The 17973-nt window shown below is 67.2% G+C and carries 14 protein-coding genes; 5 read left to right on the forward strand and 9 right to left on the reverse strand.

Features of this window, described 5'->3' with window-relative positions; all coding sequences use genetic code 11:
- Positions 1-196: 196 nt before the first annotated feature.
- The 5 genes from AC10QF_RS13315 to AC10QF_RS13335 are packed head-to-tail and all read right to left on the reverse strand — an operon-like array spanning position 197 to position 5847.
- On the reverse strand, positions 197-1264 hold the full coding sequence (locus AC10QF_RS13315) for an acyltransferase family protein (RefSeq protein WP_494542361.1): 1068 nt from the start codon (positions 1262-1264) through the stop codon (positions 197-199).
- Positions 1264-2412, reverse strand: coding sequence for an N-acetylglucosamine-6-phosphate deacetylase (nagA, locus tag AC10QF_RS13320; protein WP_494542362.1), 1149 nt, complete (start codon positions 2410-2412; stop codon positions 1264-1266). The genes AC10QF_RS13315 and nagA overlap by 1 nt, the downstream gene beginning before the upstream one ends.
- Positions 2412-3440 (reverse strand): SIS domain-containing protein, encoded by a 1029-nt coding sequence (locus AC10QF_RS13325; protein ID WP_329847761.1) that lies wholly within the window; start codon positions 3438-3440, stop codon positions 2412-2414. The genes nagA and AC10QF_RS13325 overlap by 1 nt, the downstream gene beginning before the upstream one ends.
- Before the next feature lie 7 nt (positions 3441-3447).
- The gene (locus AC10QF_RS13330; protein WP_005411045.1) at positions 3448-4515 is read right to left on the reverse strand and encodes a LacI family DNA-binding transcriptional regulator; all 1068 of its coding nucleotides are present in this window, start codon (positions 4513-4515) and stop codon (positions 3448-3450) included.
- A 39-nt stretch (positions 4516-4554) separates the two neighbouring features.
- A complete protein-coding gene (locus AC10QF_RS13335) occupies positions 4555-5847 on the reverse strand; it encodes a sugar MFS transporter (RefSeq protein ID WP_005419333.1) in 1293 nt (430 codons plus the stop codon).
- 375 nt (positions 5848-6222) lie between these two features.
- On the opposite strand from AC10QF_RS13335, the gene AC10QF_RS13340 reads away from it, so the two are divergent.
- The 3 genes from AC10QF_RS13340 to AC10QF_RS13350 all read left to right on the forward strand — a co-directional run bounded on the left by AC10QF_RS13340 (position 6223) and on the right by AC10QF_RS13350 (position 12515).
- Positions 6223-7239, forward strand: coding sequence for a glucokinase family protein (locus tag AC10QF_RS13340; protein ID WP_494542363.1), 1017 nt, complete (start codon positions 6223-6225; stop codon positions 7237-7239).
- 143 nt (positions 7240-7382) lie between these two features.
- A complete protein-coding gene (locus tag AC10QF_RS13345; protein WP_494542364.1) occupies positions 7383-10046 on the forward strand; it encodes a TonB-dependent receptor in 2664 nt (887 codons plus the stop codon).
- 111 nt (positions 10047-10157) lie between these two features.
- Positions 10158-12515 (forward strand): family 20 glycosylhydrolase, encoded by a 2358-nt coding sequence (locus AC10QF_RS13350; protein WP_494542365.1) that lies wholly within the window; start codon positions 10158-10160, stop codon positions 12513-12515.
- Between the two features lie 117 nt (positions 12516-12632).
- Here the strand turns inward: AC10QF_RS13350 and AC10QF_RS13355 are convergent, their stop codons facing one another.
- Positions 12633-13025: a VanZ family protein gene (locus AC10QF_RS13355; protein ID WP_069139177.1), complete on the reverse strand. Its 393-nt coding sequence runs from the start codon at positions 13023-13025 to the stop codon at positions 12633-12635.
- Positions 13022-14206, reverse strand: a complete 1185-nt coding sequence (locus AC10QF_RS13360; RefSeq protein WP_053498216.1) for a class I SAM-dependent methyltransferase — start codon at positions 14204-14206, stop codon at positions 13022-13024. Before AC10QF_RS13360 ends, AC10QF_RS13355 begins: the two co-directional genes overlap by 4 nt.
- Before the next feature lie 59 nt (positions 14207-14265).
- On the opposite strand from AC10QF_RS13360, the gene AC10QF_RS13365 reads away from it, so the two are divergent.
- Positions 14266-15003 (forward strand): pteridine reductase, encoded by a 738-nt coding sequence (locus AC10QF_RS13365; protein WP_005419347.1) that lies wholly within the window; start codon positions 14266-14268, stop codon positions 15001-15003.
- 65 nt (positions 15004-15068) lie between these two features.
- Here AC10QF_RS13365 and folK read toward each other — a convergent pair whose 3' ends face one another.
- Positions 15069-15554 carry a 2-amino-4-hydroxy-6-hydroxymethyldihydropteridine diphosphokinase gene (gene folK, locus AC10QF_RS13370; RefSeq protein ID WP_005419350.1) on the reverse strand — a complete coding sequence of 162 codons (486 nt, stop codon included), beginning with the start codon at positions 15552-15554 and terminating at the stop codon, positions 15069-15071.
- Between the two features lie 89 nt (positions 15555-15643).
- Here folK and AC10QF_RS13375 point away from each other — a divergent pair, with 89 nt between their 5' ends.
- The gene (locus AC10QF_RS13375; protein ID WP_494542366.1) at positions 15644-16387 is read left to right on the forward strand and encodes a proteasome-type protease; all 744 of its coding nucleotides are present in this window, start codon (positions 15644-15646) and stop codon (positions 16385-16387) included.
- A 74-nt stretch (positions 16388-16461) separates the two neighbouring features.
- Here AC10QF_RS13375 and AC10QF_RS13380 read toward each other — a convergent pair whose 3' ends face one another.
- Positions 16462-17973 carry an ATP-binding response regulator gene (locus AC10QF_RS13380; protein WP_005419354.1) on the reverse strand — a complete coding sequence of 504 codons (1512 nt, stop codon included), beginning with the start codon at positions 17971-17973 and terminating at the stop codon, positions 16462-16464.

Below are 17973 nucleotides of genomic sequence, written 5' to 3' on the forward strand. Positions count from 1 at the left end.
AATCACACTTCGGATGCGAAATCGCCGGGCCCTCACGCCCATGTGATGTAGCTGAAATCGTTCATTTTTCCGGCATCCGGAATCACGCGCAAAGCATCCACGCATGGCGTGGATCTACTGATCCTGCATCGCCAATCGATTCAATCGTGGCACCTGGTAGATCCACGCCATGCGTGGATGGCGTTGGCGGACGGGGTCAGATCTTCAGGTAGATCTTCCGACGGTCCAGCCACCAGGCCACGCCCCACCACAGCGCGACAAACGCCAGTGCCTGCAACATCGACGCCAGCTCCAGCGCACCCGACATCGCGTTGGCCAGCTGCTGCCAGATCCGGCTCCAGGCACCGCTGGCCATCAACGCCACCGACATCACCGAGGCCCCCAGATACGCGGTGATCGCATTGACGCCGAAGCGCCGGCCCAGCGCCGGCCATCCTTTCAGGTCGATCAGCACGTGGCCCAGCCACAGCGCCAGCGCGGCCAGGCCGCCGGTCCACAGCACGTAGCTGGGCGTCCACAGCTGCTTGTTCAACGGCAACACCCCGGCCAGCAACAGGCCCAGCACGGCCGTCGCCACGCCCAGCCCGGCCAGTGCCGTCGAACGCCCGCTGCGCAGCAGGCCACCGGCCAACAGGCCGAGCACGGTACTGGCCAGTGCACCCAGCGTGCTCAGCAATCCTTCCGGGTCATGGCCGAGGCGGGTATCGGCATGCCATTGATAGATCCACGGTGCGAACAGCGTGGTGTCCAGGCGGCTGGCCGGGTTGGTCCACGGCGCCAGGTCACCGACGCCCAGCAGCAGCACCGTGTACCCCACCAACAGTCCAACAAGCATGCCGGCCTGCATGCGCGGCCGTGCATACACCGCCAGCACACCCACCAGCGCCGCGCACACGGCGATCCGTTGCAGCACCCCCCAGATGCGGAAGTGGTGTGTATCCAGCGCCCACCAGATCAGCAGGTGCAGCAGCGCACCGGTCACCAGGATGCGCAGTGCGCGCTCCAGCACGCCGCGCGCCCGTGCAGGACGCGCAGCGGCATCCAGCGCGCGCGGTGCCACGCTGAAGGCCATCGACACGCCCACCAGGAACAGGAAGAACGGGAACACCAGATCGGTGGGCGTGCAGCCATGCCATTCCGAATGGCGCAGCGGCGCGAACACTGCACTCCAGTCGCCTGGATTGTTGACCAGCAGCATCGCCGCCACGGTGATGCCGCGAAGGGCATCGATCGAGCCCAGACGGCGTGGCGGCGTACTGTTCATCAGGCGGCCTCGTACTGTCCGGCAATCCAGGTGCTACGTACCTGCAGGGCGTCATCCAGCAGCACCAGGTCGGCCTGGTAGCCCTCGGCGATGTGGCCCAGGCGGTCGTCGACATTGAGGAACTGCGCCGGGTAGGTCGAAGCCATGCGCGCGGCTTCGGCCAGCGGCTGGCCGAGCAGCTGCACGGTGTTGCGCACCGCCGTGGCCATGTCCAGCGCCGAGCCCGCCAGCGAACCGGCGGCATTGCGCACCACGCCGTCGATGGCGGTGATGGTTTCGCCGTACAGCACGTAGCTGGGATCATCCGCACCGACCGGCGGCATCGCATCGGTCACCAGCAGCAGGCGACCGCGCGGCTTGGCCGCCAGCGCCACCCGCAGGCTGGCCGGATGCACATGCACGCCATCGACGATGATGCCGATCCAGCTGTCGCGGTCTTCCAGCGCAGCGCCCACCGCGCCGGGCTCACGGCCCTGCAGCGGCGACATCGCGTTGTACAGATGGGTGAAGCCACGCACGCCAGCATCCAGGCCGGCGCGGATCTCTTCGTAGGTGCCTGCGGTGTGGCCGGCGGCCACGATCACGCCACGTTCGACCAGCGCGCGGATGGTCTCCAGCGGCACGCGCTCCGGCGCCAGAGTCAGCAGGGTCACGCCGTTGTCCAGCGACGCGGCCAGCGCGATCTCTTCTTCGTCCGGCACGCGGAACTTGCTGGCATCGTGCGTGCCCTTGCGCGCCGGCGCGATGTAGGGCCCTTCGAGATGGATGCCGATCACGCCCGGCACGCCCTGCGCGATCGCCTCGCGCAGCGCACCGATGGCTTCGCGCATCACCGCCACGTCATCGCTGATCAGCGTGGGCAGCATCGCGGTGGTACCGAAGCGGCGGTGAGCCTGCGCGATGGTACGCAGCGAGGCAACATCGGGCGTGTTGTTGAACAACGCGCCGCCACCGCCATTGACCTGCACGTCGATGAAGCCGGGCAGCAGCCAGCCGCCGCCCAGGTCCACCTGCTCGGCAGCGTGGCCCAGCTGCGGTGCGGCGTCGGGCAACAGCGCGCTGATGCGACCCTCTTCGATCACCACAGCCAGATCGTCGCGGAACTCATCGCCTGCCAGGATGCGGGCATTGCGCAGCACGGTTGCCATCACACCGTCTCCGTGACCTTGTTCAGGTGCGGCGGCAGGTCCGGGTTGAAGCCACGACGCAGCGCCAGCGCATTGATCGCGCGATAGAAGCTCTGCACGGTCAGCAGCGGTGCGCACAGCGGGTGCGGTGCGGCCGCCACCGGCAGGTTGCCACCGGCGCCGGCCAGCCACACCTGCGCGCCGCGCGAGGTGAATTCATCGACCACCGCTCGGGTGCCAGCGCCGGTTTCATCGGGCTGCGCGAAGGCCAGCACCGGGAAGCCACGGTCGACCAGCGCCATCGGGCCGTGCTTGACCTCGGCCGAGCTGTAGGCTTCGGCGTGCAGGCTGCAGGTTTCCTTGAACTTCAGCGCCGCTTCCTGCGCCGCGCCCAAGCCCAGGCCACGGCCGAGCACGAACAGGTTGGTGGCCTCGACCAGGCCTTCGGTCACCGCGCTCCAGTCGCACTGCCAGGCTTCACGCATCGCGTCCGGCAGCAGGTCCAGCGCGTTGCGCAGGCTGCTGTCCTGCTTCCAGTAGGCGGCCAGCTGCAGCAGTGCAGCCAGCGAGGCCAGGTAGCTCTTGGTCGCCGCCACGCTCTTTTCGGCACCGGCATGCAGCGGAATGACCGTGTCGGCCAGCTGCGCCAGCGGCGAATCCTCGACGTTGACCAGCGCGATCACGCGTGCGCCAGCGGCCTTGGCCGCCTCGGCGTTGCGCAGCAGGTCCGGGCTCTTGCCCGACTGCGAAATGACGATGAACAGCGCACCGCGCAGCTGCAGCGGTGCGGCATAGACCGACCCCACCGACGGCGAGGCCGACGCAACCACCAGGCCCAGCTGGGTTTCCAGCAGGTACTTGCCGTAGGTGGCGGCATGGTCGGAGCTGCCGCGTGCACAGGTGACCACGAACGGCGGCGGCGCCGCGCGCAGGCTGGCGGCCAGGGTTTCCAGGGTGGCGTGGTTGCGCGAGAACTGGCGGGCAACCACGTCGGCCGCTTCGGCGGCCTCGGCGAACATCAGGGTGGACGTGGGGTCTGACAGCGACATGGCAGGCTCAGGCAGGATCGGAAGGAAGGGGGCGTGCGCCGGCCGGGCGCATCGGCGCGGTCGAACCGCGCACCACCAGTTGCGGCACGAAGCCCTGGTTGTGCAGCGGTGCCGGCGCATCGTCGTAGGCGTCGCTGCGCAGTTGTGCGATCAGCAGGCGCGCGGCGTGGCGGGCGATGTCCTCGGTGGCCTGCTTGGCGGTGGTCAGCGGCGGCCACGACTGGCGCGAGAACGGGCTGTCCTCGAAGCCGGCGATGGACAGGTCGTAGGGCACGTTCATGCCGGCCGACTTGGCGGCGGCCAGCACGCCGGCAGCGATTTCGTCGTTGGAACCGAAGATGGCGGTAGGTGGCTCGCGCAGCGCCAGCAGGCGGCGCGCCCCACGGAAACCATCGTCGAAGGTGTAATCGCCCTGCACCACCAGGTGCTTGTCCACGGTCATGCCGTAGTCCTTCAGCGCCGCTTCGTAGCCGGCATAGCGTTCGCCCGAGGAGCGGTGCGAGCTGCCGCCCCAGAGGAAGCCGATGCGCTGGTGGCCCAGCTGGATCAGGTGCTCGGTGATCTCGTAGGCCGCCTCGCGGTCGTCGACGAACACGCAGGCGCCGTCGGCCGGGTCTTCAGTGGCGGCGATGATGCGCACCAGCTTGATGCCACGCGCGGTCAGCGCCTGGATCAGGTCGCGTCGCTCGGACATCGGCGCGGTCAGCACCAGCCCCGCCAGCCGCGAGCGCTGCACCCAGTCGGCCAGTTCATCGGCCAGCAACGGCGAGCTCGAATCACAGGGATGGATCTGCAGGCCGAAACCGGTCTCGCGGCACGCGGCCAGCACGCCGTTCTGCACGCCGATGATGTGGTACGGGTTCGGGTTGTCGTAGACCAGCCCGATCACGAAGGTAGTGCCGCTGCGCAGGTTGCGCGCGGACGGATCGGGCTCGTAGTCGAGCTCGGCGATGGCACGCAGCACCCGCGCACGGGTGGCCTGCATCACCGAGGGCTCATTGTTGATCACCCGCGAGACCGTCTTCAGCGAGACCTTGGCCTTCTCCGCAACGTCCTTGATGGTCGCTCTGCGCATGGGTTTTCCCTGGGGTTGGCTGCCGTCCATCATCGCCGATCAGGCCTTGTCCTGCGGCAGGCCGGCACGATGGCCGATCACCGAGTAGAACAGGATGTACAGGTAGCACGGCACCATCAGCAGCACGAACACCAGCTGGAAGTCGATGTGCTGCTTGAGCACGGCGAACAGCTGCGGAATGATCGCGCCGCCGGCGATGCCCATCACCAGCAGCGCCGAGCCGGTCTCGGTGAAGCGGCCCAGGCCGCGGATCGCCAGCGGGAAGATGGCCGGCCACATCATGGCGTTGGCAAAGCCCAGCAGCGCCACGAAGGCCACCGAGACGTAGCCGTGCGTAGCCCAGGCGCCCAGGCAGAACACCACGCCCATCACTGCCGAAATGGTCAGGTAGCGCGACTGCGAGACCAGGCCAGGGATCGCCAGCAGGCCGACCACGTAGCCGGCCAACATCGCACCCAGCGTCAGCGAGGTGAACATCTTGGTCTGGTCCAGCGGCAAGCCGAAACCGTGGCCGTAGGTGCCGATCGCATCACCGGCCATGACTTCCACGCCTACGTACACGAACAGGCACAGCACGCCCAGCCACAGATGCGGGAACTGGAAGATGCTGCGGCGCTCGGCCGTTCCCGGTGCCCCTGACGGCGTTGCATTGGCTTCGGAGGACTTGATCTCCGGCAGAGGCGAGAACAGCACGGCCACCGCCAGCACCACCAGCAGCGCGGCCATCGCAAGGTACGGCGCATGGATCTTGGCGGCGAATTCGTTGAGCAGCGCAACCTTGGTGACCGCGTCGGCGGCCTGCACCTGCTTGTCCAGATCGCCGATGCCATGCAGCACCAGGGTGCCGATCAGCACCGGGGCGAGCATGCCGGCGATCTTGTTGCAGATGCCCATCAGTGCGATGCGGCGTGCCGCCGTCTCGATCGGGCCGAGGATGGAGATGTAGGGATTGATCGCGGTCTGCAGCAGCGCCAGGCCGCTGCCGATCACGAACAGGCCGCCGAGCGCGCCCGGGTACCAGCGCTGGGTGGCGAATTCACCGAACAGCGCGGCACCACCGGCCATCACCAGCAGGCTCAGGCTCAGGCCCTTCTTCATGCCGGTGCGGCGCAGGATCCAGGACGCCGGCAGGGCCAGGAAGAAATAGGACAGGTAGAACACCATCAGCACCAGGAAGGCGCCGACCTCGCTGAGTTCGAAGGCCAACTTGACGAAGGTGATCAGCGGGCCGTTGAGCCAGGTGAAGAAGCCGATCAGGAAGAACAACACGCCAACGATGGCGATGGAGGTGGCCACGTTCGGGCGCGCGCTTGCAGCGGGGACGGCGGACATCAGGAGGGCTCCTGCGGCGACGGCCGCAGAACGCGGCGTCGGAGAGTGGCTGGGAACAACGTTGTCACATTCTTTCGATGGACAACGGCGGTTTGTCAACTTCCATGCACGCCTGCCTGAACCTTGTGCTGCACTGCGCAAGTCCGCCGCGGTATGCCCCGCTGAATGCGCGGCAGGCCTAGAGCCCCGTGCGCCAATGGTTCCCATGTGAAACCCGCACTCACACCGTGTAAACGTTTACTGCGCGCCGCATTCGTTGCGACGCAGCAACGAAAGTGTCACGAACTCGTTGACATCGTTGTCAGCACGGTTACAGACTCCGCCCCAATCGCCGCCCCCGATCCCCGGGCCGGCCCACCTGCAGCAGGAGCCCGCGTGACCGCCAGCCACCCCGCCCCGTCGCATGTCCTTTCCCGCGTCGCGCCCTCGTTCCTGGCCGCCGACGTCGGTGGCACCCATGTGCGCGTGGCCCGGGTCCAGGCCAGCGGTGACGCCGCCCATCCGGTGCAGGTGCTGGAGTACCGCAAGTACCGCAATGCCGACCATGCCGGCCTCAGCGCGATCCTGTCCGACTTCCTGGGCGAAGGCCCGCGGCCCACGCATTGCGTGGTCGCCAGCGCCGGCTATGCCCGCGAAGACGGCACGGTGATCACCGCCAACCTGCCGTGGCCGCTGTCGGCGCGCCAGGTGGAGGCCGATGTCGGCCTGCAGCGGGTCTACATCGTCAACGATTTCGAAGCGGTGGCCTACGCCGCCGCGCAGGTGGACGCCAGCGGCGTGCTGCACCTGTGCGGGCCGGAGACCGCCGCGCGTGGCCCGACCCTGGTGGTCGGCCCCGGCACCGGTCTCGGTGCAGCGCTGTGGATCCCCACCGCGCACGGCCCGGTGGTCCTGCCCACCGAAGCCGGCCAGCCGACCCTGGCGGCCAGCACCGAACTGGAAATGGCCATCGTCCGCCACATGCAGCGCGACCGCGCGCACGTGTCGATCGAGCATGCGATCTCCGGCCCCGGCCTGATGAACCTGTACCGTGCGGTGTGCGCGCTGCAGGGGCAGGCGCCGACCCTGGCAAGCCCCGACGCAGTCACCGCTGCGGCCATGGCCGACAGTGATGCGGATGCCCGCCAGGCGCTGGACGTGTTCTGTGGCCTGCTCGGCAGCACCATCGGCGACATGGCGCTGTTCTACGGCGCCCACGGTGGCGTCTACCTGGCCGGCGGCATCCTGCCGCAGATCCGCGAATACCTGCACGCCAGCACCTTCGTCGAACGCTACCTGCAGAAGGGGCCGATGGGCGAAGCGCTGGCACGCATCCCGGTGAAGGTCGTCGAACACGGCCAGTTGGGCGTGGTCGGCGCTGCCAGCTGGTACCTGCAGCAATCGGCCGCCTGACACCGCAACAGGCTTCAACGCAATCGCAGCACGCAGTACGTGGCACGCCAACGCACGGGACTTCGCCGCCGCCCCGCGCATGTCATCGCAACCGTAACCGAACACCGCCGCCGGCACCCAATCGAGTGATGAGGAGAGACATCATGAACACCCGCAAGACCCTGCTTTCGGCCGCCATCGTCAGCTGCATCGCCTTCAGTGCGCACGCGCAGCAGGCGGCCCCGACCGCCACCGATCTGGACACCGTGACCGTTACCGGCATTCGTGGCTCGATGGAAAAGTCGCTGGACACCAAGCGCGAAGCCAATGCGCGCGTGGAAGTGGTCACCGCCGAAGACGTGGGCAAGCTGCCCGCGCACAACGTTGCCGATACCCTGCAGCGCCTGCCCGGCGTGAACATCAGCTCGTCCAGCGCCGACGAAGGTGGCTTCGATGAAGCCGACCGTGTCAGCCTGCGCGGCACCAGCCCGAGCCTGACCCAGACCCTGATCAACGGCCACACCGTCGGCTCGGCCGACTGGTTCGTGCTCAGCCAGGGCAACAACGTCGGCCGCAGCGTCAGCTACTCGCTGCTGCCGTCGGAACTGGTCAGCTCGGTGGAAGTGAACAAGTCCTCGCAGGCCAAGCTGCAGGACGGCGGTACCACCGGTACCGTCAACATCATCACCCGCAAGCCGCTGGAGTTCTCCAAGCCGTTCACCGCGGAAGGCTCGATCGGCATGGTGCGCTCGGACCAGGCCAAGTCGAACGACCCGCAGTACTCGGCACTGTTCAACTACAAGAACGACGAAGGCACCTTCGGCGTGATGGTGCAGGGCTTCAGCCAGAAGCGCGAGCTGCGCCGTGAAGCACAGGAAATCCCGGGCGGCTTCTTCAAGATCGGCGCCGGCGATCCGGTCGCCGAGACCAATCCGGACCTGATCGGCGTCAATGTGCCGGGCCTGCTGGGTTCGACCCTGTTTGAGCAGACCCGCGAGCGCAAGGGCGGCCTGGTCTCGTTGCAGTTCAAGCCGAGCGACAGCCTCACCCTGGGCCTGAATGGTTTCAGCTCCGAGCTGAAGGCCAACAACTACAACCGCAACTTCATGATGTTCGGCAACAGCTTCGCCAAGTCGCAGGCGCCGGATCCGGGCTATGTGGTCAAGGACGGCGTGCTGACCAACGCCAGCTACAGGGGCGTGCCGGGCACCGACTATGCGGTGTACGACATGATCTACCGCGAGTCGAAGGCCAAGTCGAGCTATGTCACCTTCGATGCCGACTGGCAGATCAGCGACAGCCTGACCGCCACGTTCCAGGCCGGCAGCACCAAGGGCACCGGTGAGACGCCGCGCCAGTACATCGCCGAGGTCACCCTTGCCAACGGCGGCGGCGCCAGCTGGGCCACCCACGGCAATGGCTCGCCGATCGACTGGAACGTCGGCGGCGACCTCTCGCCCAACGGCGTGACCAGCTTCGGCACCTGGGGCAACCAGCAGGTCACCGCCGAAGACAAGGAGAAGTGGGCCACGCTCGACTTCAACCAGTACTTCAACGATGGCGGCGTACTGAGCTCGATCGACTTCGGCCTGCGTTTCGCCGACCACAAGCGCGAAGCGCTGTCGCCGGAAGGTGCAACCCCGGGTGACATCTGGAGCGCGCTGAAGAACGGTGCCGCGGCCAACTATCCCAGCGGCTTTGCCGGCGACATCGGCGGCACCTTCCCGCGCAACCTCTGGTACTTCACCCCGGGCGCGCTGAAGGACGCGGTGACCAACAATTCCACCTGGCTGGCCGGCAATGATGGCCCGACCGGTCGCCACAACTATGGCGCCGAGTGGAAGGTGAAGGAAAAGAACTTCGCCGGCTACGTGCAGGCCAATTTCCGCGGCGACTGGTGGAGCGGCAACGTCGGCCTGCGCTACGTCAACATCAAGCAGGACATCGACACCTACAACGCCGTCAGCAAGGCCGCCGATGCCGATGTCAGCAGCCTGTTCGGCATGTGGGAGCGCCTGGCCTTCCAGAACAAGCGCAACCGTGTCCTGCCCAGCGCCAACATCAAGTTCGACCTGGACGACTCGCTGGTGCTGCGTGTCGCCGCCTCGCAGACCCAGACCCTGCCGGACTACTCGGCGCTGGGTGCCTCCTCGTACGGCTCGGACCTGAACCGCACCGGCGGTGGCGGCAATCCAAACCTCAAGCCGACCCTGTCGACCAACCTGGATGCCAACCTGGAGTGGTACTTCATGCCGCGTGGCCTGCTGTCGGTGGGCGCGTACCACATGAAGCTGAAGGACTACATCGCCTTCGACGTGGTCTCGCGCCAGCTGTACAGCGAACTGACCAACCAGCTTGAGACCTACCAGATCTCCACTCCGATCAATGCCGACGGCAAGGTCACCGGCGTGGAAGTGGCCTACGAGCAGCCGATCGGCGAGTACTTCGGCATCAATGCCAACTACACCTACGCCAACGGCACCACCTCGCACACCTGGTCGGATGGTTCGCACAACCTGCTGGGTACTTCGAAGAACACCTACAACGTGGGTGCCTACTTCGAGAACGAGCGCTTTGGCGCCCGGGTCAGCTACACCCGCCGTTCCTCGTTCCTGATCAGCCTGTCGGGCACCAACCCGTACTACCAGGATGACTTCGGCACGCTGTCGGCATCGCTGAGCTACAAGGCCACCGATTGGCTGAGCATCAGCCTGGATGGCCTGAACCTCAACAACCCGACCTACAAGTACTACCAGACCGCGGCCATCCCGACCTCGTTCTACAGCAACGGTCGCCAGTACTACCTCAACTTCCGCTTCAAGTACTGATCCAGCGGCGGCAACATCGCCGAGTCGTGCACGCACGCCGGGCCTGGGTCATTCCGGGCCCGGCGTTTTTCATGTATAGCGTTCATCGCACCGTTCCAAGGAGTCGTTCCGATGGTCAAGCCTTCCCGCGCCCGGATGCGCAGCGCAGTGCTGCTGGGCAGCCTGCTCGCCCTGTTACCGGCACTGCCCGCACTCGCCGCTGATCCCACGCCGGCCGCTGAAGCACCGGGTCCGCAGCTGCGTGCCGGCAGCCTGATGCTGATTCCCGCCCCGGCCACGGTGCAGCCCGGCCAGGGTAGCGGCATCACCGTACGCGCCGATACCGCGCTGCGCGCCGAAGGCGAGGCCGCACAGCGGGTCGCCACCCAGTTCGCCGATCTGCTGGCGCGCAGTGGTGGCCCGCGCCTGGCGCTGGCCAAGGGCAAGACGGCGGCCAAGACCGGTGGCATCCGCTTCCAGATCGTGCCCACCTTCCGCGACAGCGGTGAGAGCTACACGCTGGAAAGCACCGCGCAGGGCGTGGTGATCCAGGCCGGCAACGAAACCGGCCTGTTCTACGGCGCAACCACGCTTGCCCAGCTGGCCACGGGTGGCAGCAACGGCGTGCTGCCGGCGGTGCAGATCCAGGACGCGCCGCGCTTCAGCTGGCGCGGTTTCATGCTCGACTCGGCGCGGCACTTCCAGAGCCTGGATGAGATCAAGCGCGTGCTCGATGCGATGGCCGCGCACAAGCTCAATACCTTCCATTGGCACCTCACCGATGACCAGGGCTGGCGCATGGAGATCAAGCGCTACCCGAAGCTGACCGAGGTGGGCAGCTGCCGCCTGCCGGCCGGCGACGGCGGCATCGACCCGGCCAGTGGCCAGCAGCATCCGTACTGCGGCTTCTACACGCAGGAGCAGATCCGCGAAGTGATCGCCTATGCCGCCAGGCTGCATATCCAGGTGATTCCAGAAATCGACGTGCCCGGCCATGCCACCGCGGCGATCGCCGCGTACCCGGAACTGGGTTCGATCAACACCCCGCTGAAGCCGATCAGCGAATGGGGCGTGTTCCCGAACCTGTTCAACGTGGAAGACAGCACCGTCACCTTCCTCGAGAACGTGCTGGAAGAAGTGATCGCGCTGTTCCCGGCCAAGTACGTGCACGTGGGCGGCGACGAGGCGGTCAAGGACCAGTGGGAAGCCTCGAAGCAGGTGCAGCAGCGCATGCGTGCACTGGGCATCAAGAATGAAATGGCCATGCAGAGCCACATCATCAAGCGCCTGGAGACGTTCCTGGAGGAACACGACCGGCGCCTGATCGGCTGGGATGAGATCCTCGAAGGTGGGTTGCCGCCACAGGCCACGGTGATGTCGTGGCAGGGCACCGAAGGTGGCCTGGCCGCTGCCAGTGCCGGCCATGACGTGGTCATGTCGCCGGTCGGCTACCTCTATCTGGATTACCTGCAGACGGCCTCGCCGAATGAACCGCCGGGTCGCCCGGCCCAGGTCAACCTCGGCAAGTTGTACAACTTCGAGCCGGTGCCGGCCGAGCTGGCAGCTGACAAGCGTGGGCACATCCTCGGCCTGCAGGCCAACATGTTTACCGAGCACACGCGCACCTACGCGCGCCTGCAGCACAACCTGTTCCCGCGCCTGGCCGCCGTGGCCGAGACCGGCTGGAGTACGCCGGAACATCGCGACTTCCGCGATTTCCTCGCGCGCCTGCCCGCGCAGCTGCAGCGATACCGTGCCTGGGGCCTGGCCTACGCGCAGACCCCGTTCGAAGTGGGCGTGGACTACACCGATGATCGCGCGAAGAACTCCGTGACCCTATCGCTGGCCAATCCGCTGGGTTATGAAGTGCGCTACAGCACCGATGGCCAGCCGGTGACCGCGCAGTCGCCGCTGTACCAGCAGCCGCTGACCGGGACGCTGCCGACCACCGTGCAGGCCGCCGCGTTCTACCAGGGCCAGATGCTGGCCGCGAAGCCGACCGTCGCCGCGTTCACCGCGCAGTCGCTGCTCAGCCGTCGCAGCGATGCGCTGCTCAGCTGTGTGGGCAAGAAGGGGCTGGTGCTGCGCCTGGAAGACGATGGCCCGCGCGAGGGAGCGCGTGCGGTGTTCAACGTCGACATCTTCCAGCCGTGCTGGCGCTGGCCGCAGGCGCAGCTGGACGGCATCGGCAGTGTGGAGGTCCGCGCGGGCCGCATTCCGTACTACTTCCAGCTGGCCCACGACGAGCCCAAGCGTCGCTTCGAAAAAGCCAGGCGCGCGCATGGCGAGATGCAGGTGCGGCGCGGCGATTGCAGCGGCAAGGTGCTGGCAGAAGTACCGCTGCCGGCCTCACCCGATGCCGATGGCTTCGTGACCCTGCGTGCGGCGCTGCCGAAGGGCACGCAGGGAACGGGGGACCTGTGCATCAACTTCACCGGCGATACGCGCCCGGCGATGTGGGTGCTGGATGAGGTCACGCTGAAGAAGTAACCGCAAGCCTGTCCTGGCGCAATCCATCCACGCATGGCGTGGATCTACTGTAGAGCCGAGCCATGCTCGGCTGCCTTTCGGGAGGACGCCGAGCACGGGCTCGGCTCTACAGGAACCTCAGCCCCGCCAGCGCATCAGCAGATCGCGCAACGGGGTCAGTGCCGTGGCCATGCCGGCCAGCACGCCGATCGTGTTGGCAATGGCGTCCATCGGGTCGGCAGTGCGGTTGCTGGTCAGCGCGCCCTGCGCGAACTCGATGCCGACGCCCATCAGCACCAGCCCCACGCCCACCCACAGCAGCGGGCGCCCCGGCCGGAACAGCTGCACCGCGCTGCCGGCCAGGATAAAGTAGGCGAGGAAGTGCTCGCCCTTGTCGCTGTTTTCCGGCAGTGGAATCGGCGGCGGTGGGATCAGGCAGACCACGACCACCAGCAGTACCGCCAGCACCCACAGCACAGTCCACAGCCGCGGCCGCCGCAGCGGCTTGATCAGCGGCAACGCACTGCTCACAGGCGCCAGCTCAGGTCGCCCAGTTCGAACGCCGGCTCGAAATCGATACCACGCTGCAGGCCGATGGCCTGGAAGCGCTCACCCATCTCGGTCGGCAGGGTCAGCTTCTTCACCTGGTCACGCAGCTGGATGCGGCCGACCTCATCCGTGCGCTCTTCGGCCAGCAGCAGCACCTGGTCCAGGCCGTTGCCGAGCAGGAAACTGGCCTGGCTGCAGTACCCCGCCAGTTCGAAACCACCGTGCATGCCCGCCTCGGCCATCGCAGTGAAATCCACCGACGCGGTGATGTCCTGCAGGCCCGGCCAACGATGCACGTCGTTGTGCACGTGGTGGCGGTAGAACGCGCGGACCGTACCATCGTCGCGGTCGTGCTGGTAGAACTCGCTGCGGCTGTAACCGTAATCGACGAACAGCATCGCACCACGCTGCAGGCCGCCAGCCACTGCCTGCAGCCAGTACGGCAGCTGCGGCAGCACCTCGGAGCGGTAACCGTCGGCAAAGGGCTTTTCCAGGTAACGCTCGATGTGGCGCACCGCACCGTTGAGCAGGATGTCAGCCGGCTGCGCGCCACGGATGAAGTTGCCTTCGCCATCAAGCTCGACGGTTTCCTCGTAGACCTCGCCGTCCCGGATCAGGAAGCGCGGGGTCGGCAGCGCGTCGATCACCTCGTTGGCGAACACCACGCCCTCCCAGTCCTCCTCGAACGGGCGGTCGATCCAGTCCACGCGCGCGGCCAACTCGGCCGGCAGGTTCTGCTGCAGGCGCTGCTGCTGGCGCTCGCGCAGGTCAGCGCTGGGTTCGAGGATGGCGTAGCGCGACGGCAGCGCGTCCAGTTCGGCCAGGCGCAGCAGCACGGCCTCGGCGAAGGCGCCGGTACCGCCCCCCAGTTCCAGCATGCGGGCCTGCGCGCCCAGCTGCGCGAACACCGGCGCCAGCGCATTGGCCACGCTGCCGGCGAACAGGCTGCCGAGCTCGGGTGCGGTGGTGAAGTCGCCGCTGCCACCGAACTTGCTGGCGCCGGCGCTGTAGTAGCCCCAGCCGGGGGTGTACAGGCACAGCTCCATGAAGCGCGAGAACGGCATCGCCCCGCCCTGCGCAAGGATTTCGGCACGCAGGGCGGCCGCCAGCTGGTCGCTGTGGGCCAAGGCATCGGCTTCGGGCAGGGGGAAGGTGGGCTGCATGGCGTCTTCGAATGCGGTGACAATGGTGCACAGGATAGCCGAGCCTTGGAGGACCCTCGATGAGCGATACCCACCCCGTGGTCCTGATCACCGGCAGCGCGCGCCGGATCGGTGCGGCCATCGCCCGCCAGTTCCACGCCTGTGGCTGGTCGGTGGTACTGCATGCCAACACCTCCAGCGCCGAACTGCAGCAGGCCGCGTTCGATTTCGACAACGTGCGGCCGGGCAGCGTGCTTGCGCTGCAGGCCGACCTGCGTGACGCCGACGCCCTGCCCGACCTGGTGGAACAGGCCGTTACCCACTTCGGCCGCCTGGACGCGCTGGTCAACAACGCCTCCAACTTCTATGCCACCCCGCTCGGCCAGGTCACCGCCGAGGCAATGGACGAGCTGTACGCGGTCAACGCGCGCGCGCCGCTGCTGCTGTCACAGGCCGCCGCACCCTACCTGCGCCGCCAGCAGGGCTGCATCGTCAACCTGACCGACCTGCACGGCACCGACCCGATGCGCGACCACATCGCCTACACGATGGCCAAGGCCGCGCTGGAGATGGCCACCCGTTCGCTGGCGCTGGAGCTGGCGCCCAAGGTGCGGGTCAATGCGGTGGCGCCCGGCGCGATCCTGTGGCCGGAACAGGGCAAGGACGATTTCGCCCGCGAGGCGCTGCTGGCGCGCACGCCTTTGGCGCGGATCGGTACGGTCGAGGAGATTGCCGAAGCGGTGTACTGGCTGGTGGCCGAAGCCAGCTTCGTCACCGGCCACACATTGCGCGTGGATGGCGGGCGCACGGTAAGTTGAGGCGCTGCCGGGATCCACAACAGGGTCAGATCCCTTTTCCCGCCGGGAAAAGGGATCTGACCCCATCACTCAAGGTCAACCACCTCGAACGCCTCGCCAAACTGCGCGTGCGCGCGCCACAGCGTGGCCAGGTCCAGCCCGCTGACCGGATCGATGAAGTCGGGCGCGATATCGGCCAGCGGCTTCAGCACGAAGGCATGCTTCAGTTCGGGACGGGGAATGCGCAGGTGGCCGGGACCTTCCACCACCAGGTCGCCGTAGAACACCACGTCGATATCCAGGGTCCGGTCGGAGAAGCGCGGCCCGCTGCGGTCGCGGCCGTGCGCGTCTTCCAGCGCATGCAGCCAGTCGTCCAGTTCCTGCAGCGGCAAGTCAGTCTCGATCGCCACCGCGTTGTTGAGGAAGGCCGGGCCGTCGAAGCCGACCGCGGCGGTACGGTAGGCCGGCGAGACCTGCAGCGCGCCGAAGCGCTCGCGCAGGGCCGCCACCGCGGCGTGGAGGTAGCGGCGGGGCTGGACATTGCTGCCCAGGCTCAGGAGCACGGTCGTCATGCGGTTCAGGTGGCAGCGATGGGGGCGTGGACATGCCGTCGTCACGGCGGCCTGCCTACAATCCGGGACGCACATGATAGGGCACCGACATGACCTATTGCGTTGGAATCGAGGTGGACGAGGGCCTGGTCTTCGCGGCCGACACCCGGACCAATGCCTCGCTGGACGATGTACGCGTGCATCGCAAGCTGCACGTGTTCGAATATCCCGGCCAGGCAGCCTACGTGCTGATGGCGGCTGGCAACCTGGCCACCACCCAGTTGCTGGTGTCGCGCCTGGGGCGCGATGCCGCAGAGCGGCGCGTGCCCAACCTGCGCGACATGACCCACCTGTTCGAAGCCGCCGCGTATGTGGGGCAGCTGCTGGTGGACAGCCAGGTGCACAGCAGCCACAGCGAACACGGCCATGACGGGGTCAACACCCAGGCCACGCTGATCTTCGGCGGCCAGATTGCCGGTGAGCGGCCTGGGCTGTACATGATCTACCCGCTCGGCAACGCCATCGCCGCCTCACCGGAGACGCCCTACCTGCAGATCGGTGAATCCAAGTACGGCAAGCCGATCCTCGACCGCATCCTCAGCCCCGCCACGCGCCTGGAGGATGCCGCCCGCACGGCGATCGTCTCGTTGGACTCCACCATCCGTTCCAATCTGTCGGTAGGCCTGCCGATCGACCTGGCGCTGCTGCGCGACGGTGAACTGCGCATCGGCCAGCAACTGCGGCTGGGCGCGGATTCAGCGCTGTACGCCGATATCCACCAGAACTGGTCACGGCGCCTGGAACAGGCGGTGGACGCCCTGCCGCGGTTCCCCTGGGAAACGCTGGACCAGTAGTGCCGGCCGCTGGCCGGCAACCGCAATGATCCCACCGCACGGGGATGCCGGCCAGCGGCCGGCACTACCCTTTGTCAGCCCAGCGCCTCGGCCACTGCGCGGAACACCTGTTGCATCTGCAGCGGCTTGCGCAGTACATGGACGTCCACGCCGGCCGGGAAGGCATCGGCAGGCACCGCCACCGCCGCGTCCTCCAGCACCAGCGCCGGGCCGCGATAGCCCAGCGCAGCCATCTCGCCCAGCAGCTGGCTGGCCGGCAGCAGCTTTGAGCCGGCGTCTGCAATCACCAGCGCCGGCATCGCCTCCTGCTGCATCCAGCGCAGCGCCGCCGGGCCATCGGAGGCCAGCTGCAGCTGATACCCCTGGCTGGACAGCGCGTTGCCGAGCAGCGACAGGCGCGTAGCTTCGCCGTCGACCACCAGGATCGACTGGCCACTGCCCAGGGCCACCAGCTGCTCGATCGGCTCGCTGCCGTCGCTGGCTTCGTGCATCGGCAAGCGCAGCTCGAAGCAGGTGCCCTGCCCCGGCTGGCTGCTGACATGGATGCTGCCGCCGGCGCCTTCGACGATGCGCTTGCAGGAAATCAGACCCAGGCCGGTGCCATCGGCCTTGGTGGTGAAGAACGGATTGAACAGGTGCGACAGCGTGTCCGCATCCATGCCGATGCCTTCGTCGGACACGCAGATCTGCATCCAGTCCACGCCATCGCGCTGCCCGGCATGGCTGGCGGTCAGGCTCAGGCGGCCACCGTTGGGCATCGCCTGGATCGCGTTGAGCGCCAGGTTCAGCATTACCTGCTGCAGTTCGGTGTAGTTGGCGTCGACCACCAGGCCTTCGTCCAGCACCTGCAGTTCCAGGCGCACGGCATCGGGCACGTTGCTGCGCAACAGCAGCGCCACCGCGTCGAACAGGCCGTCGATCTCGATGCGCTCGCTCGGCTTGCGCGAACCACGCACGAACGACAGCATCGACTCGGCCATCTCATGGCCGCGGCGGCCACACTCGGCGATGACGTCGGCCAGGTGGTGCAGCTGCGGATCCTCGGTGCGGGCCTTCAGCAGGTCCGGCATGATCAGCAACGGCTGCAGGATGTTGCGCAGGTCGTGGCTGAGCCCGGCGGCAAGCAGGGACAGGCTTTCCAGGCGCTGCGCACGCATCAGTTCGGTTTCCACGCGTGCGCGCTCGACCGCACTGCGTGCATCGCGGATCGCACGCGCGACCGCCGAAGGCAGGCGCGCAGGCTGGTGCTTGATGATGTAGTCGTTGGCGCCCTTCTGCAGCGCCGCTACCGCATTCTCCTCACCCATCGTGCCGGAGACGAAGATGAAGGGCACCTCCGGTGAGGTCTCGCGCACGATGCGCAGCGCGTCGTCACCGGAGAACCCCGGCATGCTCAGGTCGGACAGCACGATGTCCGGCTGGAACACAGCCAGTGCCTGGCGCAGTTCCGCCTCGCTCTCCACACGCTCGAAGCGGGCCTCCAGGCCCGCGTCGAGCATCTGTTCGGACATCAGCTCGGCATCTTCCGGTGAGTCTTCCACCAGCAGGATGCGCAGCGCCCCCAGGGCGGGACCGGTCAGGGGCAT

Source organism: Stenotrophomonas maltophilia complex sp. Om-AH-Sm3 (assembly GCF_059337855.1).

Excerpts from the sequence above, each read along its gene's own strand:
- AC10QF_RS13325 (WP_329847761.1), bottom strand. The coding sequence starts at position 3,440 with ATGTCGCTGTCAGACCCCACGTCCACCCTGATGTTCGCCGAGGCCGCC.
- AC10QF_RS13335 (WP_005419333.1), bottom strand. The coding sequence starts at position 5,847 with ATGTCCGCCGTCCCCGCTGCAAGCGCGCGCCCGAACGTGGCCACCTCC.
- AC10QF_RS13380 (WP_005419354.1), bottom strand. The coding sequence starts at position 17,973 with ATGCCCCTGACCGGTCCCGCCCTGGGGGCGCTGCGCATCCTGCTGGTG.
- AC10QF_RS13360 (WP_053498216.1), bottom strand. The coding sequence starts at position 14,206 with ATGCAGCCCACCTTCCCCCTGCCCGAAGCCGATGCCTTGGCCCACAGC.
- AC10QF_RS13315 (WP_494542361.1), bottom strand. The coding sequence starts at position 1,264 with ATGAACAGTACGCCGCCACGCCGTCTGGGCTCGATCGATGCCCTTCGC.
- nagA (WP_494542362.1), bottom strand. The coding sequence starts at position 2,412 with ATGGCAACCGTGCTGCGCAATGCCCGCATCCTGGCAGGCGATGAGTTC.
- folK (WP_005419350.1), bottom strand. The coding sequence starts at position 15,554 with ATGACGACCGTGCTCCTGAGCCTGGGCAGCAATGTCCAGCCCCGCCGC.
- AC10QF_RS13330 (WP_005411045.1), bottom strand. The coding sequence starts at position 4,515 with ATGCGCAGAGCGACCATCAAGGACGTTGCGGAGAAGGCCAAGGTCTCG.
- AC10QF_RS13345 (WP_494542364.1), top strand. The coding sequence starts at position 7,383 with ATGAACACCCGCAAGACCCTGCTTTCGGCCGCCATCGTCAGCTGCATC.
- AC10QF_RS13350 (WP_494542365.1), top strand. The coding sequence starts at position 10,158 with ATGGTCAAGCCTTCCCGCGCCCGGATGCGCAGCGCAGTGCTGCTGGGC.
- AC10QF_RS13375 (WP_494542366.1), top strand. The coding sequence starts at position 15,644 with ATGACCTATTGCGTTGGAATCGAGGTGGACGAGGGCCTGGTCTTCGCG.
- AC10QF_RS13365 (WP_005419347.1), top strand. The coding sequence starts at position 14,266 with ATGAGCGATACCCACCCCGTGGTCCTGATCACCGGCAGCGCGCGCCGG.